This is a genomic window from Salinivibrio proteolyticus (genome assembly GCF_027286365.1).
In the GTDB taxonomy this organism is placed as follows: domain Bacteria; phylum Pseudomonadota; class Gammaproteobacteria; order Enterobacterales; family Vibrionaceae; genus Salinivibrio; species Salinivibrio proteolyticus.
Genome location: NZ_CP114584.1, coordinates 793,687 through 814,387 on the forward strand (window position 1 = coordinate 793,687; position 20,701 = coordinate 814,387).

The 20,701-nt window shown below is 51.5% G+C and carries 23 protein-coding genes; 7 read left to right on the top strand and 16 right to left on the bottom strand.

From position 1 onward, the window contains the following. Positions 1–5 precede the first annotated feature (5 nt). The 7 genes from rodA to leuS all read right to left on the bottom strand — a co-directional run bounded on the left by rodA (position 6) and on the right by leuS (position 8,113). On the bottom strand, positions 6–1,124 hold the full coding sequence (gene rodA / locus N7E60_RS03885; protein ID WP_077455581.1) for a rod shape-determining protein RodA: 1,119 nt from the start codon (positions 1,122–1,124) through the stop codon (positions 6–8). Continuing rightward, the gene (gene mrdA, locus N7E60_RS03890; RefSeq protein ID WP_077455582.1) at positions 1,121–3,007 is read right to left on the bottom strand and encodes a penicillin-binding protein 2; all 1,887 of its coding nucleotides are present in this window, start codon (positions 3,005–3,007) and stop codon (positions 1,121–1,123) included. Before mrdA ends, rodA begins: the two co-directional genes overlap by 4 nt. Before the next feature lie 6 nt (positions 3,008–3,013). Continuing rightward, positions 3,014–3,484: a 23S rRNA (pseudouridine(1915)-N(3))-methyltransferase RlmH gene (gene rlmH / locus N7E60_RS03895; protein WP_269598183.1), complete on the bottom strand. Its 471-nt coding sequence runs from the start codon at positions 3,482–3,484 to the stop codon at positions 3,014–3,016. A gap of 3 nt (positions 3,485–3,487) precedes the next feature. Further along, the gene (rsfS, locus tag N7E60_RS03900) at positions 3,488–3,805 is read right to left on the bottom strand and encodes a ribosome silencing factor (RefSeq protein WP_069587421.1); all 318 of its coding nucleotides are present in this window, start codon (positions 3,803–3,805) and stop codon (positions 3,488–3,490) included. A gap of 70 nt (positions 3,806–3,875) precedes the next feature. Then, positions 3,876–4,898, bottom strand: a complete 1,023-nt coding sequence (gene holA / locus N7E60_RS03905) for a DNA polymerase III subunit delta (protein ID WP_269598534.1) — start codon at positions 4,896–4,898, stop codon at positions 3,876–3,878. Then, positions 4,898–5,521 (bottom strand): LPS-assembly lipoprotein LptE, encoded by a 624-nt coding sequence (locus N7E60_RS03910; protein WP_069587420.1) that lies wholly within the window; start codon positions 5,519–5,521, stop codon positions 4,898–4,900. The genes holA and N7E60_RS03910 overlap by 1 nt, the downstream gene beginning before the upstream one ends. Positions 5,522–5,536: 15 nt before the next feature. Beyond that, positions 5,537–8,113, bottom strand: coding sequence for a leucine--tRNA ligase (gene leuS / locus N7E60_RS03915; RefSeq protein ID WP_096631142.1), 2,577 nt, complete (start codon positions 8,111–8,113; stop codon positions 5,537–5,539). A gap of 107 nt (positions 8,114–8,220) precedes the next feature. Here leuS and N7E60_RS03920 point away from each other — a divergent pair, with 107 nt between their 5' ends. After that, positions 8,221–8,706 carry a zinc ribbon-containing protein gene (locus N7E60_RS03920; protein WP_069587418.1) on the top strand — a complete coding sequence of 162 codons (486 nt, stop codon included), beginning with the start codon at positions 8,221–8,223 and terminating at the stop codon, positions 8,704–8,706. A gap of 54 nt (positions 8,707–8,760) precedes the next feature. On the opposite strand, the gene N7E60_RS03925 is transcribed toward N7E60_RS03920, so the two are convergent. The 4 genes from N7E60_RS03925 to bepA are packed head-to-tail and all read right to left on the bottom strand — an operon-like array spanning position 8,761 to position 11,687. After that, positions 8,761–9,168, bottom strand: coding sequence for a DUF2069 domain-containing protein (locus N7E60_RS03925; RefSeq protein WP_069587482.1), 408 nt, complete (start codon positions 9,166–9,168; stop codon positions 8,761–8,763). Positions 9,169–9,204: 36 nt separating this feature from the next. Continuing rightward, positions 9,205–9,795 carry an NAD(P)H:quinone oxidoreductase gene (wrbA, locus tag N7E60_RS03930; protein WP_269598184.1) on the bottom strand — a complete coding sequence of 197 codons (591 nt, stop codon included), beginning with the start codon at positions 9,793–9,795 and terminating at the stop codon, positions 9,205–9,207. After that, positions 9,792–10,148, bottom strand: coding sequence for an arsenate reductase (glutaredoxin) (gene arsC, locus N7E60_RS03935; protein WP_269598185.1), 357 nt, complete (start codon positions 10,146–10,148; stop codon positions 9,792–9,794). The genes wrbA and arsC overlap by 4 nt, the downstream gene beginning before the upstream one ends. Positions 10,149–10,172: 24 nt before the next feature. Next, on the bottom strand, positions 10,173–11,687 hold the full coding sequence (bepA, locus tag N7E60_RS03940; RefSeq protein WP_269598186.1) for a beta-barrel assembly-enhancing protease: 1,515 nt from the start codon (positions 11,685–11,687) through the stop codon (positions 10,173–10,175). A gap of 132 nt (positions 11,688–11,819) precedes the next feature. Here bepA and N7E60_RS03945 point away from each other — a divergent pair, with 132 nt between their 5' ends. The 3 genes from N7E60_RS03945 to N7E60_RS03955 all read left to right on the top strand — a co-directional run bounded on the left by N7E60_RS03945 (position 11,820) and on the right by N7E60_RS03955 (position 14,673). Next, on the top strand, positions 11,820–12,041 hold the full coding sequence (locus tag N7E60_RS03945) for a sulfurtransferase TusA family protein (protein WP_069587415.1): 222 nt from the start codon (positions 11,820–11,822) through the stop codon (positions 12,039–12,041). Positions 12,042–12,051: 10 nt separating this feature from the next. Beyond that, positions 12,052–13,131 carry an AI-2E family transporter gene (locus N7E60_RS03950; protein ID WP_096631154.1) on the top strand — a complete coding sequence of 360 codons (1,080 nt, stop codon included), beginning with the start codon at positions 12,052–12,054 and terminating at the stop codon, positions 13,129–13,131. Positions 13,132–13,236: 105 nt separating this feature from the next. Continuing rightward, on the top strand, positions 13,237–14,673 hold the full coding sequence (locus tag N7E60_RS03955; RefSeq protein WP_269598187.1) for an FAD-dependent oxidoreductase: 1,437 nt from the start codon (positions 13,237–13,239) through the stop codon (positions 14,671–14,673). An 81-nt stretch (positions 14,674–14,754) separates the two neighbouring features. Here the strand turns inward: N7E60_RS03955 and bcp are convergent, their stop codons facing one another. Next, entirely contained in the window at positions 14,755–15,225 is a 471-nt protein-coding gene (gene bcp / locus N7E60_RS03960) for a thioredoxin-dependent thiol peroxidase (protein ID WP_269598188.1), read from the bottom strand. A 271-nt stretch (positions 15,226–15,496) separates the two neighbouring features. Here bcp and dapA point away from each other — a divergent pair, with 271 nt between their 5' ends. Genes dapA through purC form a run of 3 tightly spaced genes read left to right on the top strand, consistent with a single transcriptional unit; the run spans position 15,497 to position 18,195 of the window. Continuing rightward, positions 15,497–16,375, top strand: coding sequence for a 4-hydroxy-tetrahydrodipicolinate synthase (dapA, locus tag N7E60_RS03965; protein WP_069587411.1), 879 nt, complete (start codon positions 15,497–15,499; stop codon positions 16,373–16,375). Between the two features lie 15 nt (positions 16,376–16,390). After that, positions 16,391–17,422, top strand: coding sequence for an outer membrane protein assembly factor BamC (bamC, locus tag N7E60_RS03970; protein ID WP_077455589.1), 1,032 nt, complete (start codon positions 16,391–16,393; stop codon positions 17,420–17,422). Positions 17,423–17,481: 59 nt separating this feature from the next. Continuing rightward, positions 17,482–18,195, top strand: coding sequence for a phosphoribosylaminoimidazolesuccinocarboxamide synthase (gene purC / locus N7E60_RS03975; RefSeq protein ID WP_077640509.1), 714 nt, complete (start codon positions 17,482–17,484; stop codon positions 18,193–18,195). 62 nt (positions 18,196–18,257) lie between these two features. Here purC and N7E60_RS03980 read toward each other — a convergent pair whose 3' ends face one another. From N7E60_RS03980 to N7E60_RS03995, 4 genes are read right to left on the bottom strand one after another with little or no spacing between them, the layout of a single operon-like run. After that, positions 18,258–18,440, bottom strand: a complete 183-nt coding sequence (locus tag N7E60_RS03980; protein WP_069587408.1) for a DUF2897 family protein — start codon at positions 18,438–18,440, stop codon at positions 18,258–18,260. After that, the gene (locus tag N7E60_RS03985) at positions 18,428–19,126 is read right to left on the bottom strand and encodes a M15 family metallopeptidase (protein ID WP_269598189.1); all 699 of its coding nucleotides are present in this window, start codon (positions 19,124–19,126) and stop codon (positions 18,428–18,430) included. The genes N7E60_RS03980 and N7E60_RS03985 overlap by 13 nt, the downstream gene beginning before the upstream one ends. Beyond that, entirely contained in the window at positions 19,123–20,256 is a 1,134-nt protein-coding gene (gene dapE / locus N7E60_RS03990; RefSeq protein WP_069587406.1) for a succinyl-diaminopimelate desuccinylase, read from the bottom strand. The genes N7E60_RS03985 and dapE overlap by 4 nt, the downstream gene beginning before the upstream one ends. Before the next feature lie 38 nt (positions 20,257–20,294). Then, positions 20,295–20,642, bottom strand: coding sequence for an ArsC family reductase (locus N7E60_RS03995; protein WP_069587405.1), 348 nt, complete (start codon positions 20,640–20,642; stop codon positions 20,295–20,297). Positions 20,643–20,701: the final 59 nt, after the last annotated feature.

Consider the following 20,701-nt stretch of genomic DNA (forward strand, 5'->3'; position numbering starts at 1 on the left):
GTTTATTAAGCCCTAGATAGCATTTTTCGATGAGTATGAATGGACATGAGAATGCCAAAACCAGCCATCAAGGTCACCATAGAGGTACCGCCATAGCTGATCAGAGGTAAGGGTACCCCAACCACAGGCAAAATGCCGCTGACCATACCAATATTGACAAAAACATAAACAAAAAAGCTGAGTACGATACTACCGGCCATCATACGGCCGAATGCAGTTTGGGCACGGCTAGCCAACATGAGCCCACGACCGATCAAAAACAGGTACAAGGCGAGCAGGGCGCAAACACCAATTAATCCCCATTCTTCGGCAATGACCGCAAAGATAAAGTCGGTATGGCGCTCAGGGAGAAACTCGAGCTGCGATTGTGTGCCATGTAACCAGCCTTTTCCGGCCAGCCCGCCGGAACCAATTGCAATTTTAGACTGAATAATATGATAGCCCGCCCCCAGTGGGTCAGACTCTGGATTAAAGAGCGTGAGCACGCGGGTGCGCTGATAGTCGTGCATTAAGAAAAACCACAGCACAGGAATAAACCCTGCGATAGCAACGACAGCGGCGGTAATCAGCTTCCAACTGATCCCCGCGAGAAAGAGTACGAAGACGCCTGACGCGGCAATAAGAATAGAGGTGCCTAAGTCGGGTTGCTTCGCGATCATAATGGTAGGCATAAATAACAAAAAGAGCGCGATCAGCAAGGTCGTAAACTTCGGCGGGAGCGGATCCTTGCCGATAAAACGGGCCAGCATGAGCGGCACCGCCAGTTTGATTATCTCGGAAGGCTGAAAGGTGACCACGCCAAGGTCAAGCCAACGCTGGGCTCCTTTTGCTGTCTCCCCCACCAATAAGACCGCCGCCAGTAGGGCCACACCAATCACATATAAATACGGTGACCAAAACTCATAATGACGCGGGGGTACTTGCGCCAGCGCAAACATCACCGACAGGGCTAGCAGCATCCGAACTGCTTGACGCTCCATCATCGCCATACTTTGGCCACTGGCGCTGTACATAACCACAAGACCAAAGCCCATCAGTAATAGAATGCCAATGAGCAAGGGCAAGTCGAGGTGTAAGCGATCGAATAACGAGCGCTTACTGCTTACTTGGGCTAAGGAACTCATTGTTTTGCCTCTTTGTTCTCTTCAGCGTCTTTTTCAATCAAGATATGATCAAAAATACGACGGGCGATGGGCGCCCCGTTGCTTGACCCGCCTCCGGCGTTTTCTAATACCATAGAAACTGCCACCTTGGGATGTTCAAAGGGAGCAAAGCCAATGTAAAGCGCATGATCGCGTAAGTGCTCAGCAATCTCGTCGGCGTTGTATTCTTCATCTTCGCCCAAACCGAACACTTGCGCGGTACCGGATTTCCCGCCAGAGACATACTTTGCGGTACGGAACGAGCGTCTTGCGGTGCCTTTACGACCGTGATTAACCAATCGCATCCCTTCAAGGGCGACGTCCCAATACTTATCGCTCACCCCTTTTATGGGTGGGTAAGGTTCAGGCGTCGGTTTATGCATGCCTTGTTCATCGCGCGATAGCATCAGTAATTTAGGCGCTCTGACTTCGCCGCGGTTCAATACCACGGTCAGTGCCTTGACCATTTGCATTGGGGTTGCGGTCCAATAGCCCTGACCAATGCCGACAGGAATAGTGTCACCTTTGTACCAAGGTTGGCGGTGGCGGCTCATTTTCCACTCTCGGTTAGGCATATTGGCACTGCTTTCTTCTTGGATATCTATGCCAGTGTATTGGCCAAAGCCGAACTTCTCCATCCACAAAGAGATTTTATCAATACCCATGTCATAGGCGATTTGATAAAAGAAGGTGTCTACCGACTCTTCAATCGACTGGACGATATTTACGCGGCCATGCCCCCATGGAAGCCAGTCGCGGAAAGGGCGAGTGTTAGAGTTGGGGATCCGCCAATAACCGGGGTCGTTACGGGTCGTCTTGGTGGTAATAATCCCTTCTTCCAGTGCCGCGACGGCAATAAAGGGCTTCACCGTCGACGCCGGCGGATAGATGCCTAATGTCGCACGGTTTACCAATGGCCTGTCTCTGTCATTGAGCAGGGCACTGTATTGGGTGCTGGAAATGCCGTGAACAAAAAGGTTCGGGTCATAGCTGGGGGTCGATACCATGGCTAAAACGCCAGATGTTTTCGGATCGAGCACAACTACAGCGCCACGGCGATCGCCTAGGATGCCACGGATATAAAGTTGTAAATCAATATCGAGATTGAGGATCAAATCCTTACCCGGCACGGGTGGCACATATTTTAGGGTGCGGATGATTCGGCCTCGGCTATTCACCTCGACTTCTTGATAGCCCGCTTTACCATGCAACACGGGCTCGTAATATTTTTCTATGCCGAGTTTGCCGATGTCACGCGTCGCGCGATAGTTATTAAGCACATCTTTTTGACGCAGTTTGGCAATATCACGGTCGTTGATTTTTGCAACGTAACCGAGCACATGGGTCAGCGCATCGCCGTAAGGGTAGTGGCGTTTTAGATACGCCTTGATTTCCACCCCAGAAAACTGGTGCTGGTGGGCGGAAAAGATGGCGACCTCTTTATCGGTTAACTGGGTCTTTAGCGGTACCGCGTTAAAGCGACGCGAACGTCTGCGTTCTTTTTGGAAGTTGTCGATATCACTGTCAGACAGCGACAGTAATGACTGTAAGCGCGCCAAGGTGGCGGGCATATCATCGACTTGCTCAGGGGTGATTTCGAGATGATATACCGGACGGTTTTCTGCGAGCAATTTGCCGTTGCGATCATAGATAAGACCGCGGTTGGGCGCGACAGGCACCACTTTAATGCGGTTATCATTTGATCGCGTTTGATAATCTTGGTGCTCAACCACCTGAATGTGGTAGAGGTTGGTCAGCAAGATCCCGACTAAGGCAATAATCCCGACGAAGCAGACAATCGCTCGGCGGACAAACAGCGCCGCTTCGGCGCTATGGTCGCGAATTTGACTTCGTTGGCGCTTCATCCGTGATTATTCTCGATGGTAAGGGTGGTTAGTCGTTAAGCTCCACGCGCGATATAGGCTCTCAGCCATGACAATACGTACCAGCGGATGGGGCAGTGTCAGTGGCGATAAAGACCAACTTTGTTCCGCAGCGGCCTTACATTCTGGTGCCAATCCCTCTGGCCCGCCAATTAAGATCGCCACGTCACGAGCGTCAAGCTTCCATTTCTCCAACTGTTCAGCCAATTGCGGGGTATCCCATGGTCTACCGGGAATGTCGAGTGTCACGATACGGCTACCGCGGTTGACCGCGGCTAACATAGCTTCGCCTTCTTTTTGCAGAATGCGGGCAATGTCGGCGTTTTTGCCCCGTTTTCCCGCGGGGATCTCAATCAGCTCTAAAGGCATATCTTTGGGAAAACGACGCTGGTACTCGGCGAAGCCTTGCTCAACCCATTTCGGCATTTTATTGCCGACGGCAATCAACTGAATTTTCATCAATTAGTTCCAGAGCTTTTCCAGTTGATAGAGCTGGCGCTGTTCTTCTTGCATCACATGCACCATCACATCACCCAAATCGACCACGACCCACTCGCTGTCGTCTTGGCCTTCCATGCCCATCGCGCCGATATTGATAGCTTGGGCTTCGTCACGCACATGCTCTGCAATGGAAGCAACATGGCGACGGGAGTTACCGGTGCACAGCACCATAAAATCGGTAATGGAAGATTTGTCACGGACATCCAGTGTCACAATGTCACTGGCTTTCATATCATCGACCTTATCGGCCACAAACTGTTGTAACTCGGTAGCTTGCAAAAGAGACCTCTATGGTTACCGTTTGGATTACTGGCAAGCGAGTATATCACTCACTTGCCAATTGGACACATTAGCGCGGCTGAGGTTCAGGCATTTGGCACATGAGTGCGCAAAAATAGTGCAATTCAGGCCAAGGATCGCGGCTGTAATCGGTTTTTAGACCGATTTCGAGCTGAGCAAGTTGCCGCAGAAGTTGAGTCAGACGCGGTCGCGTTAAGCGATTCAGCGCTGCAATCATCATGGGTCGGCGTGTTTGCCAGATCCGCAATTGGTCGAATATTTTGTTCAATGGCCGCCCTTGTTGGCCTTGCTCATGGATCACATAAAGCTGCTTGAGCTCTTTTTGGATCAATCGTAGCAACAAGGTGGGCTCGTTTCCTTCTGCATAGAGTTGCTCCAAAATACGCTGCGCGCGCTGCGCTTTTCCTTCTAATAACGCATCGGTAAGTTGGAAAGGCGTAAAATGATGATGGCGCGACAGGGCGCTTTCAATGCGAGGGAGCGTTAAGGCGCCGTCAGGATAGAGCAACTGCAGTATGTGCAGGCTTTGCACCAACGCCAGTAAGTTGCCTTCATGCCATTGCGCTAATAACTGCAATGCCGGTTGATCCGGTTTAAGCCCCAGCCCTTGACAGCGCTGCTCGATAAAACGCGGCAGCTGGCGGGCATCGGGTGTGTTACACACCACATAGAGCCCATGCTGAGACAAGGCGGTGAACCACTTGGCAGACTCTTGCTTTTTATTTAAACGCTCGCCTTGCACCAGCAATAAAATATCAGGATTAAGCCATTGCGCGATGTCAGCCAATTGCTTGGCTTGTGTGGTGTTAAGGCCGTTTTCTGGGCAGGTGATTTCGATAATCTGGCGTGAAGAAAACAAACTCAGCGCTTGGCAACAATCAATCACCTCCTGCCAATTGAGCTGAGCATCAATGATAAAGCGATGATGCTCTTCAAACCCTTGATCTCGAGCGGAGCGACAAATTGCATCGCGTGATTCGAGTTTAAGCAGAGGATCAGAGCCAAACACGAGATAGGTTTGGCGCAGTGGCTGCTTGAGCTGCTGCGCCAATTGTTCTGGATAGGTTCTCATCATTGCGCGGTATCAGTCTCAGTCTGACGCGTTTCAATAATGATTTCTGGCTTGGTTGGACGCTCACCTTGTTCAAGCTGTTCCAACGCTGCTTGTTCAGCCTCACGGCGCTCAAACTCGGCAATATCACCTTTAAGCTGAGAGAGTTGACGCATGATTTGGCGTGTTGCTTCGGTCCGCATCTCCGCAACCAGCTTGTCTTGCTCGACCGATTTAGCCAATGCAGTCAGCGGGTTATCGAGGAAGTTACGACTTAGCGTGGTTGAAAAAGTATAACTGCCTTTTTGCGGCACAGTCACCCGGTAGCGAGCCACATAGCGGAACTCTTTCTCTGCCACACGGCTGTTTTGGTAAAGCGATAGGGTTTGTTCGCTATTGCTTTCGCCAAGCAGGTGAATATTGGTCACTGTATTGGCGGGTGCAACCAGTTCAACCTTATGTTGATTGAGTTGATTGCGTAGCTGGCGAGTGAGCTCACCGTAAGGGTCGACGCTGGTTAACGACACTTGCGTGACCTCGTCCGGTAAGTTGTAGCTGTCACGTAAGGCAAACCCGCAAGAGGCGGTGGTCAAAGCGACCACCGCAACAAGCAGGAAGCGAAACACAGGTTTAAACAGGGTCACGCTACTGCTCCTTGTTTAGTTAGCAACAATGTTAACCAGTTTACCTGGTACATAGATGACTTTGCGCACGGTTTTCCCGTCAGTAAACTTAACCACATTTTCATCAGCCATCGCTTGTGCTTCAACCGCATCTTTTTCGGCGTCAGCGGCAACGGTGATTTTGGCACGCAGTTTTCCGTTAACTTGGACGATGATGAGCTTTTCATCTTCAACCATGGCGTCTTGGTCAGCCTGTGGCCATTGGGCGTCATCAATGTGCTGTTCACCCAGCGCTTCCCACAGCGTAAAGCTGATGTGTGGGGTGATTGGGTAGAGCATCACAACAATCGCTTTCAGCGCTTCATCCAGCACGGCTCGGTCTTGCTCGCTCTCTTGTGGTGCTTTCACCAAACGGTTCATCAGCTCCATAATCGCAGCAATCGCAGTGTTGAACGTCTGACGACGACCCATGTCGTCACTCACCTTAGCAATGGTTTTGTGAACGTCACGGCGCAGTGCTTTCTGCTCATTGTTCAGGGCGCTAGCATCGAGTGCTGCAACGGCACCTTTTGCGCTGTGCTCGTAAACCAATTTCCACACGCGACGCAAGAAGCGGTGAGAGCCTTCGACGCCTGACTCTTGCCACTCAAGGGTCATTTCTGCTGGCGCGGCAAACATCATGAACAAGCGTACGGTGTCGGCACCATATTTTTCGACCATCAATTGCGGGTCGATACCATTGTTCTTCGACTTTGACATCTTGGTCATGCCAGTGTGCACGACTTCGCGTCCTTCATTGTCGATAGCTTTGATGATCTTGCCTTTGCTGTCGCGTTCGACGGTCACATCGGTGGGCGAGACCCAAACACGCACGCCTTTTTCGTCGTTGTAGTAGAAGGCGTCGGCAAGCACCATGCCTTGGCAAAGTAGCTGCTTAAACGGCTCGTCACTGTCGACCATGTTGTCGTCACGGAGCAGTTTATGGAAGAAGCGTGAGTAAAGCAGGTGCATACACGCATGTTCAATTCCGCCAATGTACTGGTCCACCGGCAGCCAGTAGTTCGCGGCTGCTGGGTCGAGCATTTGGTCTGCTTGTGGCGAACAATAGCGTGCGTAATACCAAGATGACTCCATAAAGGTATCAAAGGTGTCGGTTTCACGCAGTGCAGGCTTGCCTTGATACTGGGTTTGCGCCCATTGCTTATCGGCTTTGATCGGGCTTTGTACGCCGTCCATAACCACGTCTTCTGGCAAGATGACAGGCAGCTCATCGCTAGGGACAGGCACCACTTCACCGTCTTCTGTGTTCAGCATTGGGATAGGTGCACCCCAGTAGCGCTGACGAGAAACGCCCCAGTCACGCAGACGGAAGTTAACGGTTTTCTTGCCTTTACCCAGCGATTCAAGCTTGGCGGCAATCGCATTAAAAGCGGCATCAAAGTCTAGGCCGTCAAATTCGCCAGAGTTAAACAGTTTGCCTTTCTCGGTATGCGCTTGCTCGGACAGATCTGGCGCTTGGCCATTTTCGTCAAGGATCACCGGTTCAATATCGAGGCCGTATTTGCTGGCGAACTCAAAGTCGCGCTGGTCATGTGCTGGCACGGCCATGACCGCGCCTGTGCCATAATCCATCAAGACAAAGTTGGCGACAAAGATAGGCACACGACGACCGTTTAGAGGGTGTGTCGCGTACAAGCCGGTTGCCATGCCTTTTTTCTCCATGGTTGCAAGCTCTGCTTCAGCAACCTTGGTGTTACGGCACTCTTGTACAAATTCAGCCAGCGCTGGATTTTGTTTGGCAGCAGCATCCGCGAGTGGGTGACCAGCGGCAATGCCCACATAGGTGACGCCCATCAGGGTATCAGGACGCGTGGTGTACACATCCAATGCAGGGTGATCGCCTTCTACTTCAAAGGTCAGTTCAACCCCTTCAGAGCGGCCAATCCAGTTGCGTTGCATGGTTTTAACCATTTCTGGCCAACCATCCAATTTATCGATGTCTTGCAACAGTTCTTCTGCATAGTCGGTGATTTTAATAAACCACTGCGGGATTTCTTTTTGCTCAACCGGTGTGTCACAACGCCAGCAGCAGCCTTCGTGCACCTGCTCATTGGCCAAAACGGTTTGGTCATTCGGACACCAGTTTACCGACGAGGTTTTCTTGTATACCAACCCTTTGTTGTAAAGCTTGGTGAAGAACTCTTGTTCCCAGCGGTAGTAATCGGGACTACAGGTGGCGACTTCACGGTTCCAATCGTAACCAAAGCCCAGCATTTTCAGCTGGCCTTTCATGTAATCAATGTTTTCGTAGGTCCAAGGTGCCGGTGCGGTTTTGTTTTTAATCGCTGCGCCCTCAGCGGGTAGGCCAAAGGCGTCCCAACCGATAGGCTGCATCACGTTTTTACCTTGCAGGCGCTGGTAGCGTGAAATGACGTCACCGATGGTGTAGTTGCGCACATGTCCCATGTGCAAACGACCACTGGGGTATGGGAACATAGAAAGACAATAAAATTTTTCTTTGTTAGGGTCTTCATGAACCACAAAGGTTTTATTTTCGTCCCAATGGGCTTGAACTTTTTGTTCAATATCTTGCGGGCTATATTGTTCTTGCATCGATGGCTTCCGAGATTCTGTGAGAAAGGTAAAACCTGAAAGAGAAATATCGTCATAGAATAACGAAAGGCAAAGACCGCAACAACACTTGAATCAGGAGCAGGACGATGAATAAAGAGAAAGATCCCCAACAAAGCATCATCGAGCGCGTTAAAGAGGCGCTGGAAAACAGTCCTGAATCCCTTGCGCGCTGGGTGGAGTTGTCGGAGCAATACCTTAAGGCCGCAGCGGATTTAACCAAAGATGAATGGGCATTGATTGAGGCGTACTTCAAACGTGATGTCAGAGCGTTTGGCGCGCAATATGACAAATCACAGGCCGATGAGATAGACAGTGAAGTTTTTAACGACCTGATTGCTGACACCATTTGGGAACAACTGGCGGAGATCACCGACCGAACGCAGCTGGAATGGCGTGAAGTGTTTGATGATTTGCAGCATCAAGGGGTGTATGAAGCCGGGGAGATTGTGGGGTTAGGTATATTGCAATGTGAACAATGCCAGCACCAGACTCGCCATAATCGCGTGGATGTGATTCATCCTTGTGTGAAATGCGGGCATCGATTTTTTACCCGTCGCGCTTACCCAGCCTAAATCAAAAGCGGGCCGGCAATCCCGGCCCTTGCGTTATCCATGCCTCAGGCGGGCTTATTCTTCACCTTTGGCACTTTCAAAGCGTGCTTTTTCTTCTTTCTCAACCTGAGATAGTCGAGGCAATTTAAGTCCTTGCGCTTTTCCCATCCAGCGGGCAAACACAATATTGCTCCAAAATGCACAGCTGACCAGCACAAGCTCGGCGACTGCCAGCCAGCGCTCGCCCTCATCGACATATATCAGGGTCAGGGCATGCAAAAAGTAAAACATTAAAATAAAGTTGGCCCAAGCGTGAGTGAACGCTTTGCCCTTAATCAATCCAGGCAGTGGCAACAGCAAAGGCACCAGCCAACCGATCGTGACTGCCCACGCGTTTAAGTGCGGGTGAGGAGATAGGTAGGCGTGCCAAAGCGCTACCCAAGCGATTAGTCCAAGGTTGCTGGCAAGCGAGAGTTTACGCATCAATGCAAGGCGAGGGTCAGTCACTGTGATGTCCTTTTACGAGCTAGTGGGGTTGAGCGTGCGCGCGAGTGAAGCAAGCCGTCGGCCGAGCGCGTTGGCTATTTTTTTCTCATCGGCGAGCAAAGGCGTTTGAGCGTCGCTCACACTCGAGGCTCCATAGGGCGAACCACCGCCTTGAGTGGTGTGCAGTGCGCTTTCACTATGCGGTACGCCAACAAGAATCATACCGTGATGTAGCAGGGGCACCGTCATGGTGAGCAGGGTGGTTTCTTGTCCACCATGAAGCATAGAGCCGGCCCCAAACACAGCGGCAGGTTTATCGATTAAGGCCCCAGAGAGCCACTCGGCACTGGTACTGTCGATAAAATGCTTGAGTGGTGCGGCCATATTGCCGAAACGCACCGGGCTACCCAAGGCTAGCCCGTCACAGTCGAGCAAGTCTTGGCGAGTCACAAAAGGATCGCTGGCTGAATGGGCCGGTGTTTTTCCGTCTGTGTAACTCGGCAATTCTGGCACCGTACGTAACACTGCCTCCACGCCCTGAGATTCAATGCCTCGCGCAAGCTGTTGCGCCAGTTTGCGCGTATTGCCTGAGCGGCTGTAGTAAAGCACCAGTACCTTTGTCATGCCAAAAGATCCAGGACATTTTCTGGTGGACGACCAATAACAGCACGCTCAGCTTTAACGGCGATCGGGCGCTCAATGAGTTTAGGGTTGTTGACCATCGCGTCGAGCAGTTGTGCTTCCGTCACGCTGGCATCACCCAGCTGCGCGGTTTTATAGTCTGCTTCCTTGGTACGCATCATGTCGCGAAATGAGCGGATGCCGAGCTTATCTTTCAAGGCGGTCAGCGTGTCGGCTGACGGAGGCGTTTCCAGATACTTAATGATGTTTGGTTGCACGCCATTGGATTCGAGCAGTGCAAGTGTTTCACGGCTTTTGGAACAACGCGGGTTGTGATAAAGCGTAATAGTGGTCACGACAGATATCCTTATTTGAATGAATTAACGATCTTTTAGGGCGTTAAAGCGCGCTTGCTGATGACGAAGCTGATCAAGCCGCGCATCATAGCGTGCTTGTGCCAAGCTTCCCAACTCGACAAGTTGGCTGGCTTGTGTGTAATTACGAATGGCTTTTGACCATTGACCACGCAACGCGTAGCGCTCGCCTTGGGCGGCAAGCTCGCCATCCCGATGCGTACCGGTACTCTCGTACGCTTGTTGTAACAAAAACCAGCCGTTACTGTCATCGGGATATTGGTGGGTGTAACGCTCGAGCGCCGGAATGGCTTCCTGACCCCGTTGGGCTTTGACGTACGTATAAGCACGGTTCAGGAGTAGGACGCGGTTGTCGGGCTGATTGGCGAGTGCATCATTCAGCCGTGAAAGCGCTTTATCAAAGTGCTTCTCGCCAATATCAAGATCTGTCATCGCATCGATGAAAAAGCGATTGTTTGGTTGCGCTTGAATAAGGGGTGTTAGCAAAGTGCGTGCTTCATCGAAGCGACGCGCATCAATGTGCAAGAGTGCTACGCCATAGTTGAGGCTTTGTTTTTCCGCCGGTGATGCTTTTTTCAGCTTACGCTCGAACCAATCCATTGCCGATTCGGCGGCGATACCGCTATAACGGGCCACGATGCGAGCGCGTGCCAGTTGGTAGTCGGGCGACAGAGGCACACGCTTTTGAGGGTATTGCCGCGCTCGAGCCCGAGAGTCGGTGATACGTGATTCGGGTAACGGGTGAGTGCTGAAATATTCCGGCATCTTACTGGCGTAGCGATATTCATCGGCCAGTCGAGTGAAAAAGCGAGGCATTGCGCTGACATCGAAGTCGGCGCGAGCTAAGGTGTCGATGCCGATCCGATCGGCTTCTTCTTCGTTCCGGCGCGTATAATTGATACGGCTTTGAATGGTGCCTGCTGTGGCTGCATGGGCAGCGGCAATACCGGCCTCTGGTGCGGCAATGGCGAGCATCAGCGACCCCACCAGTGCGGCCACTGTCAGTGGGGATTTCTTGGCTTGGTCTTCCATGCTGCGGGCTAAGTGACGCTGTGTCACGTGGGCAATTTCATGCGCCATGACGGACGCAAGTTCACTCTCAGTATTGGCATGTAAAAACAAGCCAGAATGCATAGCGACATAACCGCCGAAGAACGCGAATGCGTTAATCGCTTGGTTATCAATGAGAATAAACTGAAAAGGGGTGCGCACATCATTGGCATTGGCGACAAGACGATGGCCGAGCGCATTCACATACTCAGAAAGCAATGGGTCGCTGATAATGGGTTTACTGGCGCGCAGCATCCGCATATAGGCATCACCAAATTCCTTCTCTTGCGCAATGGTCAGTGTCCCCGCAGCGGCGGTGCCGATATCCGGTAAATCGAATCCATATTGCTCGGTGCTGGCGGTAGCGGGGGCGGTAGCCAAAAGGCCCGCTAACAGATAGGCCAACAAGCGGCGACCCGACCGTTTAGACGGCAGAAGAGAGTGTGAATGGCGCAAAGCACGTAGCGGCATGATAGCGTGAACCTTTCGTTAGCAAACGGAATGTAACCTAGGATACAGACCAATAAAATGCGTGTGGGTTTCGTTGGCGTTCTGTCTAATGTCCATTACAATGCAGGCGATAATACCTACCGGTGAGACAGAATGGAATGTCAAACGCTTGATTTACGTGAGCATGTCTGCCCGATGGCATTACTGCTTGCCAAACGTGCTGCCGCACAGTTAGGACAGGGTGATCAGCTTATTATTTTGCTGGGGGATGCCGGCGCGCAACAAGACATTCCGCGCTATTTTGAACAGCAAACCTTTATCATCGAGTGGCTGGATAGGCCACAACAGGCGCGCTTGAAAGTAACCAAAGAATAACGGATCGATTATGTTTGATATGTTAAACCGCTGGTATCGGCGGCGCTTCTCCGACCCACATGCAGTGAGCTTGGTTGCCATCTTGCTGGTTGGCTTTATCACTATCTATTTCTTTGGCAATTTACTGGCGCCGTTACTGGCTGCCATTGTGATTGCTTACTTACTGGATTGGCCCGTTAATCGCTTAACCCGCATTGGTTTGCCGCGCACCTTGTCGGTGATGGTGGTCAGCACTTTGTTCGTGGGCATGACTATGATGGCGGCCTTTGGTTTAGTGCCGACCATTTGGAACCAAGGGGTAAACTTGGTGGCGGATGTGCCCAACATGTTTAATAACGTGCAGGCGCTGATGCTAAGCTTGCCTGAACGCTATCCTGAATTGATCAAGCCTCATATGATCAACACTTTTGTCGATACGCTGCAAAATAACGTGCTACGTATGGGCGAAACCTTGGTGAAAGGATCCCTGTCTTCGCTCGTGAACTTGGTCGCTTTGGCGGTGTATCTCGTGTTAGTGCCGCTGTTGGTATTTTTCCTGCTTAAAGATAAGCAAGAAATGTTGGCCACGTTTAAAGGTTTATTGCCCCGTAATCGACGCTTAGCCTCGCGTGTGGGTCATGAAATGAACCAACAAATCTCCAATTATATTCGTGGCAAGGTCACGGAAATTTTGATCGTAGGCAGCGTGAGCTATGTGACGTTCAGCGTGTTAGGGCTCGAGTATGCGGTACTGCTTAGCGTAGCGACCGGGTTCTCGGTGCTGATCCCCTATATCGGCGCGGCGGTTGTCACCTTACCAATCGCAATCGTGGCGCTGTTTCAGTGGGGTCTCACGCCTGAGTTTTGGTACGTCATGATTGCTTATGGCGTGATTCAAGCGCTTGATGGCAATGTATTAGTGCCAGTGCTGTTTTCTGAGGCTGTCAACTTGCATCCCGTTGCCATCATAATAGCCGTACTGGTTTTCGGTGGACTCTGGGGCTTTTGGGGCGTATTTTTTGCTATTCCATTGGCGACCTTGGTGAAGGCGGTTTGGCAGGCGTTGCCTGTGATTGAGCTTGAGGACGATCCGAAACCTGATGCTCAGTGATCCATCTCACGTTCGCCGCTCTAATAAACAAGGTTGAGCGGGGAAGCGCGTGCCTTTTCCGCACCAATTTGGCCCAAAAAAAGCAGTACATAGAAAAGAGTTGGCATGGAACAACATAGGCAACAACAAACACAGGTAAATCGGTTTCGTGTCGCGGTCATTGGTGGCGGTGTCGCGGGAACAACGGCGGCGCTGCGGCTGGCAGAGCGTGGTATCGACACCCAGTTGTTTGAAGCAGGCACTGGGTTAGTGAATGGTCCCCCTATTTGCCACTTGCATGCAGGGGGCAACCTCTACCGCGAAATTTCACTCGATCAGTGCTTAACCTTGCTCGAGCAGTCCGTTGCGACAGTGCGCATGTACCCACACTCAGTCAACCGTCGTCCTACGGTTCTGGCTGTTCCTCAGCAAGATAAAGGATCTCTGGATAGTGTGATTGCGCGCCTAGAGACCCTGCAAGCACGCTACGCGCAACTTGTCGAGATGGATAATGCCAACAAGGTGATGGGCGAACCCGAAGAGTATTTTCGCCTCTTCCATCAAGCCGATTTAGCCGCGCTAAAACAGCGAGACTATGAAAGCTTAACCGACGCGGCCGAACGCTGGATGTGGCCCGTTGCACAGTCCTTGCGCCTCGATAGCATGAAGTATCCGCTGGTATTGGTACAAGAGTATGGTTTGAGTGTTTTCCGCCTTGCCGCTGAAGCGCAACTCGCCCTTGCCGACGTCTCGCACTGCCAGCTCGCGTTTAATCATAAAGTGATTAACACCCAAGCAAATGGCGCGGGGTGGACAGTCACCTACCAAGATGCACACGGGCAAGTTCAATCAACGGATGTGGATTATCTGATTAATGCGGCGGGTTTTAGAACCGGTACCATTGATGATCAAGCGGGTTTTGCGCGTCGTCGTCTTGTCGAATACAAAGCGGCTTACATTGCCCATTGGCCAAGCAGTACTTGTCAGTGGCCAGAAATCATTGTTCACGGTGAACGCGGCACGCCACAAGGCATGGCGCAGCTGACGCCGTATCCTGATGGCTTCTTCCAGCTCCATGGCATGACCAAAGACATTACTTTGTTCGAAGGGGGCTTAGTCAGTAGCACCCACGACTCGGCGCAGCCGGCTGTGGCTGCCGAGTATGTGAAAAACATCGACCAAGGTTGGTCATGGTCACATGCCTGCGAGCGCACCGAGCGGGCAATTGCGCACTTCGCGCAGTGGCTCCCTGATTTTCAGGACGCTGAAGTGGGGGGGAAACCACTGTGTGGCGCACAACAGATCCCCGGAGAGGATCCGTCTTTGCGTGCCTCTGATGTGTCGTTCGACGGTGAGCGTTATGCACGTTTAGAGATTGTCAAAGCCTCTTCGGCACTGACTGCTATCAACAAGGTTCTCTCGCACTTTGAAGATGTTGGATGGCTTTCGCCTGACGCAAGCTATCCTTTGCCGCGTCCGAGTCACGCGCAGATTGTTGCGACTGCGTGTCAATTAGCAACGGAGCGGGGCTACCCAGAAGGATTAGCCAAACCCGTGGATTAATGGCGTATTGGCTCCCACAAAAAGAGCATGGCGTTTGCCATGCTCTTTGTCGTTAAGGGAAATGGACGGCGCTAACCGCTATCAGGTTTGCTGTAAGTAGTCCAACACAACTTGGTGATGGTCTTTGGTTTTAAACTTGTTGAACACATGTTCAACATTGCCATCTTTGTCAATCAAAAAGCTGAGGCGATGAATGCCATCGTACTCTTTACCCATGAATTTCTTCGGTCCCCAAACACCAAAAGCATCCGCGACAGCGTGGTCTTCGTCGCTTAACAAGGTGAAATTCAGTGAGTCACGCTCAACAAAGCGCGCCAGTTTTTTTACCGGATCGGGGCTTATCCCCAACACCACGGTGTCCAACGCATCCAGTTCCGCTTTGGTATCACGCAGTGAGCAAGCTTGTGTCGTACAGCCTGGGGTCATGGCTTTTGGGTAAAAGTAAACCAGAACACGCTTGTCGCCTTTGAATTGGCTAAGCGTGACCGTATCGCCATTTTGATCTTGTAGTGAGAAGTCAGGCGCGGTGGCGCCAGCAGTCAAGGTTTGCATGCGGGAGGTTTCCTTTTTGTTGTTCGCGAGTTATTCAACGATGATAGGGACTTGACGAATTTACGCAACCCGCTGATGTGGCGATCACTGTGCGCTGACATCCTTTGACCGGAAATTAACCCCATGTTGGTCACCTTGAATGGTACCTTAATCACACGGTCTGGCAGCGACGAAAAAATTTTCTGGTAATCCTGTGTTGCGCGTAGGGTTGTTCTTGTGTTTGCCAGACGCCAAAAGTAACATTGCATCATTAACACGAAGGGAGACAAACATGGTTTCTGGAAGCATTGTGGCGCTTGTCACACCAATGGATGCACACGGCGAAGTTGATTACGTTAGCCTGAAAAAACTGGTCGAGTTCCATATCCAATCGGGAACCGATGCTATTGTCGCAGTTGGTACGACCGGTGAGTCGTCGACTGTTACGGTTGACGAACATATCAAGGTCGTTTTAAAGACCTTGGAATTCGCCGATGGCCGTATCCCTGTGATCGCGGGTACGGGGGCCAATGCCACTCATGAAGCTATTACCTTCAGTAAAATGTTTGCAGGCTCAGGCGTTGCAGCTTGTTTGAGCGTGACCCCTTATTACAACAAGCCCACTCAAGAAGGCTTGTTCCAGCATTATAAAGCGATCGCCGAAGCAAGCGATTTACCACAAATCTTGTACAACGTGCCTGGGCGTACCGCCGTTGACTTACAACCCGAAACCGTGGCGCGTTTGGCACAGTTCGACAACATCATCGGCTTAAAAGATGCCACGGCAGATGTGAGCCGCGTAGCCATTCATAAGGAACTTTGTGGCGACGATTTCCTCTTATTCAGTGGCGATGATTTAACAGGGCTCGATTTTGTGCTTGCAGGGGGCCACGGTGTGATCTCCGTGACCAATAACGTGGCTGCGGCACAGATGGCGAAAATGATCCAACTCGCCCGTGCCGGAGAGGCTGACCAAGCACACGCGATTAACGAAACCTTGATCCCATTGCATCGCCACCTCTTTGACGAGGCCAATCCGATTCCTGTGAAATGGGCAGTCCGTGAAATGGGCTTGATTGAGGATGGCCATCTACGTCTGCCATTAACCGAATTAAGCGAACACTTGCGCCCCACCGTGCGCGAGGCCATGCAGGTTGCAGGTGTTGTTTAAGCTGTTGGAGTGCGAATGAAACCAGTATTTAGGCTCGGCCTTTGTGCCATCATGGTAACCGGATTGGTTGCTTGCAGTGGTGGCGCCGAGCAACGTCGTCAGGCGAAAGATGATTTCGACTATTTAAACACGACCCCGCTTTCAGAATGGCAAACTTTGCCAGACCAAGCGCCCTACTTTTCAACCAACTACCAAATCCCATCACAAGATTTTGAGGGAGAGGTGGGCAAAGACGTAGACATTCGTCCGCCGCGTCAGGTGTTGGACCTTGTGCCGGGAGCACGCATTGAGCGAGACAGCCGCGGGGTTACCTTAGCGGTGGTGAATGAAAAGCAGCTGTCGTCACTTTGGCAAACCGTGGAGCGCTTGGCGGATGACGGCACCATCCCGGTTGCTCAGCGCGAAGAGAATCAGCTCGAGACGGGCTGGATTGCGTGGGAAAAAGAAGACAGTGAGCATCAGGCGCGCTTTCGTATTGCCCGCTTAGAGCAGGGCCGTCGTTTCGCCCTCGGTGTCAACTTGATTGAATGGCGTGCGCAAAAAGGTGAGCAGCCGCTGACACCCGCCCTAAGCGAGCGTTATAACACTCTGATGACTAATTTGATCACCGTGAGTCATGATGCCGCCTTGCGTGCCGAAGCTCGCCGTGTCGCGCAGCAGCGCCAGTCTGATATTCCAATCAGCTTTGGCACTGATCGCAGCGGTTTACCGGTTATTATTGCCCGCGCGCCGTATGATGTGGTGTGGGAAAAGCTGCCAGCGATCATCAAGCCGCTCGGTTTTTCCATTGAAAGCCGCAATCAGTCGCAAGGCACTGTGAAAACACGCCACGTCGCACCCAGCGATGAAAGTTGGCAAGCGTTGGGCGTTGCGCCAATTAGTTTAAGCGATAATAGCTATACCTTGCTGTTAGGCGATTTGGGGAACCGAACCTCAATCAACGTGACCACCAGCAAAGGGAAACCAGTGAAAGAGGAAACGCTCAAAGCCTTGAGTCCTGCACTGAAAGCGGTTATTGCCCAGCTTGGCAATGCGCCAACCCCATAATCACCCAGGGACGCCTTATGGCGTCCCTCGTTTTTAGCGCCTAATGGAGAGTATAGGTAATGGAAAAACGTGCTGAGTTGTATCGCGGCAAAGCGAAGTCTGTGTATGCAACTGATGATGAAAACCGCTTTATTCTGCACTTTCGTAACGACACCTCTGCGTTTGACGGTGAGCGAGTGGAGCAGCTAGATCGCAAAGGGGAAGTGAATAACAAGTTTAACCACTTCATCATGCAAAAGCTGGAAGCGGCTGGCATCCCGACCCAAATGGATCAGCTACTGTCTGATACCGAAGCGGTGGTAAAAAAACTGGAGATGATCCCAGTAGAATGTGTGGTCCGTAATATTGCCGCCGGCTCTTTGTGTCGCCGCCTAGGCGTTGAAGAAGGCACGGCGTTGACGCCACCGACATTTGAGCTGTTTCTTAAAAATGATGCGTTGCATGACCCTATGGTCAATGAGTCGCTCTGTGAGTCGCTAGGGTTTGCCACACAAGCACAACTGGAGACCATGAAAGCGCTGACCTATCAGGTTAATGATGTGCTGAAAGCTTTGTTTGCTGAAGGTGACTTGTTGCTGGTGGATTACAAACTCGAGTTTGGTGTTGACCATCAAGGAAACATTGTCCTCGGTGACGAGTTTAGCCCAGATGGCTGCCGCTTGTGGGATGCCAACACCCGAGAAAAGCTGGATAAAGACCGCTTCCGTCAAGGTTTGGGTGGCGTTGTTGAAGCCTACATTGAAGTGGCGAAGCGTATCGGCCTGAACCTGTAATTTTTTGGCTTAAAAACGCAAACGTTTGCGTTTATTCAAGAGAAAATAGCGCCTTCATGGCGCTATTTTTTTGTCGATGGAGTGTCGTCGGGGTGTGTTTCGTCAGCGTCGGTTTTATCGTCAGGTTTATCTTTATATTTAAGCCCAAACTTAGCATTCGCTGTGTACTTAAGCGCCATAATATTGCTGACCACGACCGCGACCACAATCGCGATAATCACATAAGGATTGGTTAGCCATTCCATGAGTACACCTCGCAGATGTTGGTGACATAGGTTGAATATATCCAATCTAGTTGTTCAAGAATAGCCTGCTGTCCCAGAATGGGCGCTTGCGCAATTACGTGATGCAAGCCATCTAAGGTCAAGGCATTAAGCAGAGGTTGGCTGGTGGCGATATGGCTAATGTGCCACGGCTCGCGCGCGACGCCTCCTTGGTCCTGCGCATAGGGGAAGAAAAATCCGTAGCGCGGCGCATGAGCGTGCAGCCAATTTGCGAATCGGGCCTGAGGCCCATGATCGTATTCTGCTTGTGTCAGCGCTAACGATTCACCGGGTGCCAATGCCTGTTGGTCAAACACATCCAAATCCGTTCCCCAATGATGACGGCTGGTGCCCGGCAGGGCGGACCAACGCAAGATTGCTCGCACTCGCTCATTATCCGTGAGGGTGTGAATGTCAATCGGTTGGCCGTGGTCGTCTAAGACCGGCTTTTCGCCTCGATATTTGCCATTCCAAATCGCCAGTTGTCTATCAAAAGACCGATGAGCACTGGCGATGGTTAGCGTAAAGCCGGCTTGATGCGCACTGTGACGCAATGCCTCAAGGTGCTCAAGCACCTCGGGGTGCAAACAAGGCGCATTTGGCCGGGCATTGATTGGCACGAGAAATTGCGTATCTTGCCCGGTTAATTGTGCAAGGCTTAAGGTCAACGTAGGGCTTTCTCCAGCACTTTTTGGTACATGTCGGTGAGCTTTTCAAGATCGGGAATGCTGACGCACTCGTTCACTTTATGAATTGTGGCATTCACCGGGCCCAGTTCAATCACTTGTGCGCCCATTTTAGCAATAAAGCGACCATCAGACGTGCCGCCTGTGGTTAACAGCTGGGGCGTTTGATGATTGACTTCTTCCACCGCTTCGACCACCGCATCGAGTAGGGTGCCTTTGTCGGTTAAAAAGGGATCGCCGCTATGGGTCCATTCAAGACGATACTCCAACCCGTGAGCATCAAGGATGGAGTAGACCCGTTGCTTGATGGTTTCGCTATCAAGCTCGGTACTAAAGCGGAAGTTAAACTGTGCATGACACTCGCCCGGGATCACATTCGCAGCCCCTGTCCCCGCTTGAATGTTGGGAATTTGAAAGCTGGTCGGAGGGAAGAAGTCGTTCCCGTTATCCCACACCGTTTGCGCGAGCTCAGTCAGGGCCGGCATGGCCTGATGCACGGGGTTATTGGCTAAGTGAGGATAGGCCACATGCCCTTGAGTGCCTTGCACATACAAATCGCCAGTGATCGATCCGCGACGGCCATTTTTGACCACATCCCCCACATGATGGGTACTCGAAGGTTCACCAACAATGCACATATCAATGATTTCATCGCGTGCGACCAGTGTATCAACCACGCGCGTCGTACCATTGATAAATGGCCCTTCTTCATCCGAGGTGATCAAAAAGGCAATCGAACCGGGGTGGTTTGGGTTTTCAGCGACAAAACGCTCAACCGCCACCACCATTGCGGCCAGTGAACCTTTCATATCGGCGGCGCCGCGACCATGGAGATGGTCGTCAATCACCACGGCTTCAAACGGTGGCGTGTGCCACTGATCGCGCGGTCCGGCGGGCACCACATCGGTATGACCAGCAAAGGCAAATAATGGTCCTTGGGTGCCACGGCGTGCCCACAGGTTGGTGGTATCTTCAAAGACCATCGGCTCAATGGTAAAGCCCAATGCTTTTAAGCGTGCAATCATTACATCTTGGCAGCCCGCATCCTCTGGGGTGACTGATTCACGGTTAATCAAATCTTTTGCCAAAGACAGGGTAGCACTGTCAGTCATCTTAGTTTCCTTACAACGAGAATGAACGGAATATCACATTACGCAAAAATGTCAGCGTATTGGTTCTCTTTAAAGCCGAGATAGTAGCTACCCTTGTGTACGAGTAGGGGGCGTTTAATGATCGCAGGGTTATCGAGCATGATGGCTATCGCACTGGCTTCATCGAGGCTGGCTTTTTGCTCATCGCTCAGTTGGCGGTAGGTCGTACCGCGTTTATTCACCAACGCTTCCCAGCCGAGCTCAGCAACGAAGGTGCGCAGCAGCGACGCGTCTAAGCCATCCTTGCGATAATCGTGATACTGATAGTCGATGCCTTGGTTATCTAACCATTTCAGCGCTTTTTTTAGGGTGTCGCAGTTTTTAATGCCAAATACAGTTGTCATGATTTTTTAGGTCGTGTTTTTGCGTGGTTAAAGAGTGACACTGGTTGAGAGTGAACGCAATA

Coding starts and splice junctions, on each gene's coding strand:
- rodA (WP_077455581.1), bottom strand. CDS start 1,124: ATGAGTTCCTTAGCCCAAGTAAGCAGTAAGCGCTCGTTATTCGATCGC.
- mrdA (WP_077455582.1), bottom strand. CDS start 3,007: ATGAAGCGCCAACGAAGTCAAATTCGCGACCATAGCGCCGAAGCGGCG.
- rlmH (WP_269598183.1), bottom strand. CDS start 3,484: ATGAAAATTCAGTTGATTGCCGTCGGCAATAAAATGCCGAAATGGGTT.
- holA (WP_269598534.1), bottom strand. CDS start 4,898: ATGAGAACCTATCCAGAACAATTGGCGCAGCAGCTCAAGCAGCCACTG.
- leuS (WP_096631142.1), bottom strand. CDS start 8,113: ATGCAAGAACAATATAGCCCGCAAGATATTGAACAAAAAGTTCAAGCC.
- N7E60_RS03920 (WP_069587418.1), top strand. CDS start 8,221: ATGAATAAAGAGAAAGATCCCCAACAAAGCATCATCGAGCGCGTTAAA.
- N7E60_RS03925 (WP_069587482.1), bottom strand. CDS start 9,168: ATGCGTAAACTCTCGCTTGCCAGCAACCTTGGACTAATCGCTTGGGTA.
- wrbA (WP_269598184.1), bottom strand. CDS start 9,795: ATGACAAAGGTACTGGTGCTTTACTACAGCCGCTCAGGCAATACGCGC.
- bepA (WP_269598186.1), bottom strand. CDS start 11,687: ATGCCGCTACGTGCTTTGCGCCATTCACACTCTCTTCTGCCGTCTAAA.
- N7E60_RS03945 (WP_069587415.1), top strand. CDS start 11,820: ATGGAATGTCAAACGCTTGATTTACGTGAGCATGTCTGCCCGATGGCA.
- N7E60_RS03950 (WP_096631154.1), top strand. CDS start 12,052: ATGTTTGATATGTTAAACCGCTGGTATCGGCGGCGCTTCTCCGACCCA.
- N7E60_RS03955 (WP_269598187.1), top strand. CDS start 13,237: ATGGAACAACATAGGCAACAACAAACACAGGTAAATCGGTTTCGTGTC.
- bcp (WP_269598188.1), bottom strand. CDS start 15,225: ATGCAAACCTTGACTGCTGGCGCCACCGCGCCTGACTTCTCACTACAA.
- dapA (WP_069587411.1), top strand. CDS start 15,497: ATGGTTTCTGGAAGCATTGTGGCGCTTGTCACACCAATGGATGCACAC.
- bamC (WP_077455589.1), top strand. CDS start 16,391: ATGAAACCAGTATTTAGGCTCGGCCTTTGTGCCATCATGGTAACCGGA.
- purC (WP_077640509.1), top strand. CDS start 17,482: ATGGAAAAACGTGCTGAGTTGTATCGCGGCAAAGCGAAGTCTGTGTAT.
- N7E60_RS03980 (WP_069587408.1), bottom strand. CDS start 18,440: ATGGAATGGCTAACCAATCCTTATGTGATTATCGCGATTGTGGTCGCG.
- dapE (WP_069587406.1), bottom strand. CDS start 20,256: ATGACTGACAGTGCTACCCTGTCTTTGGCAAAAGATTTGATTAACCGT.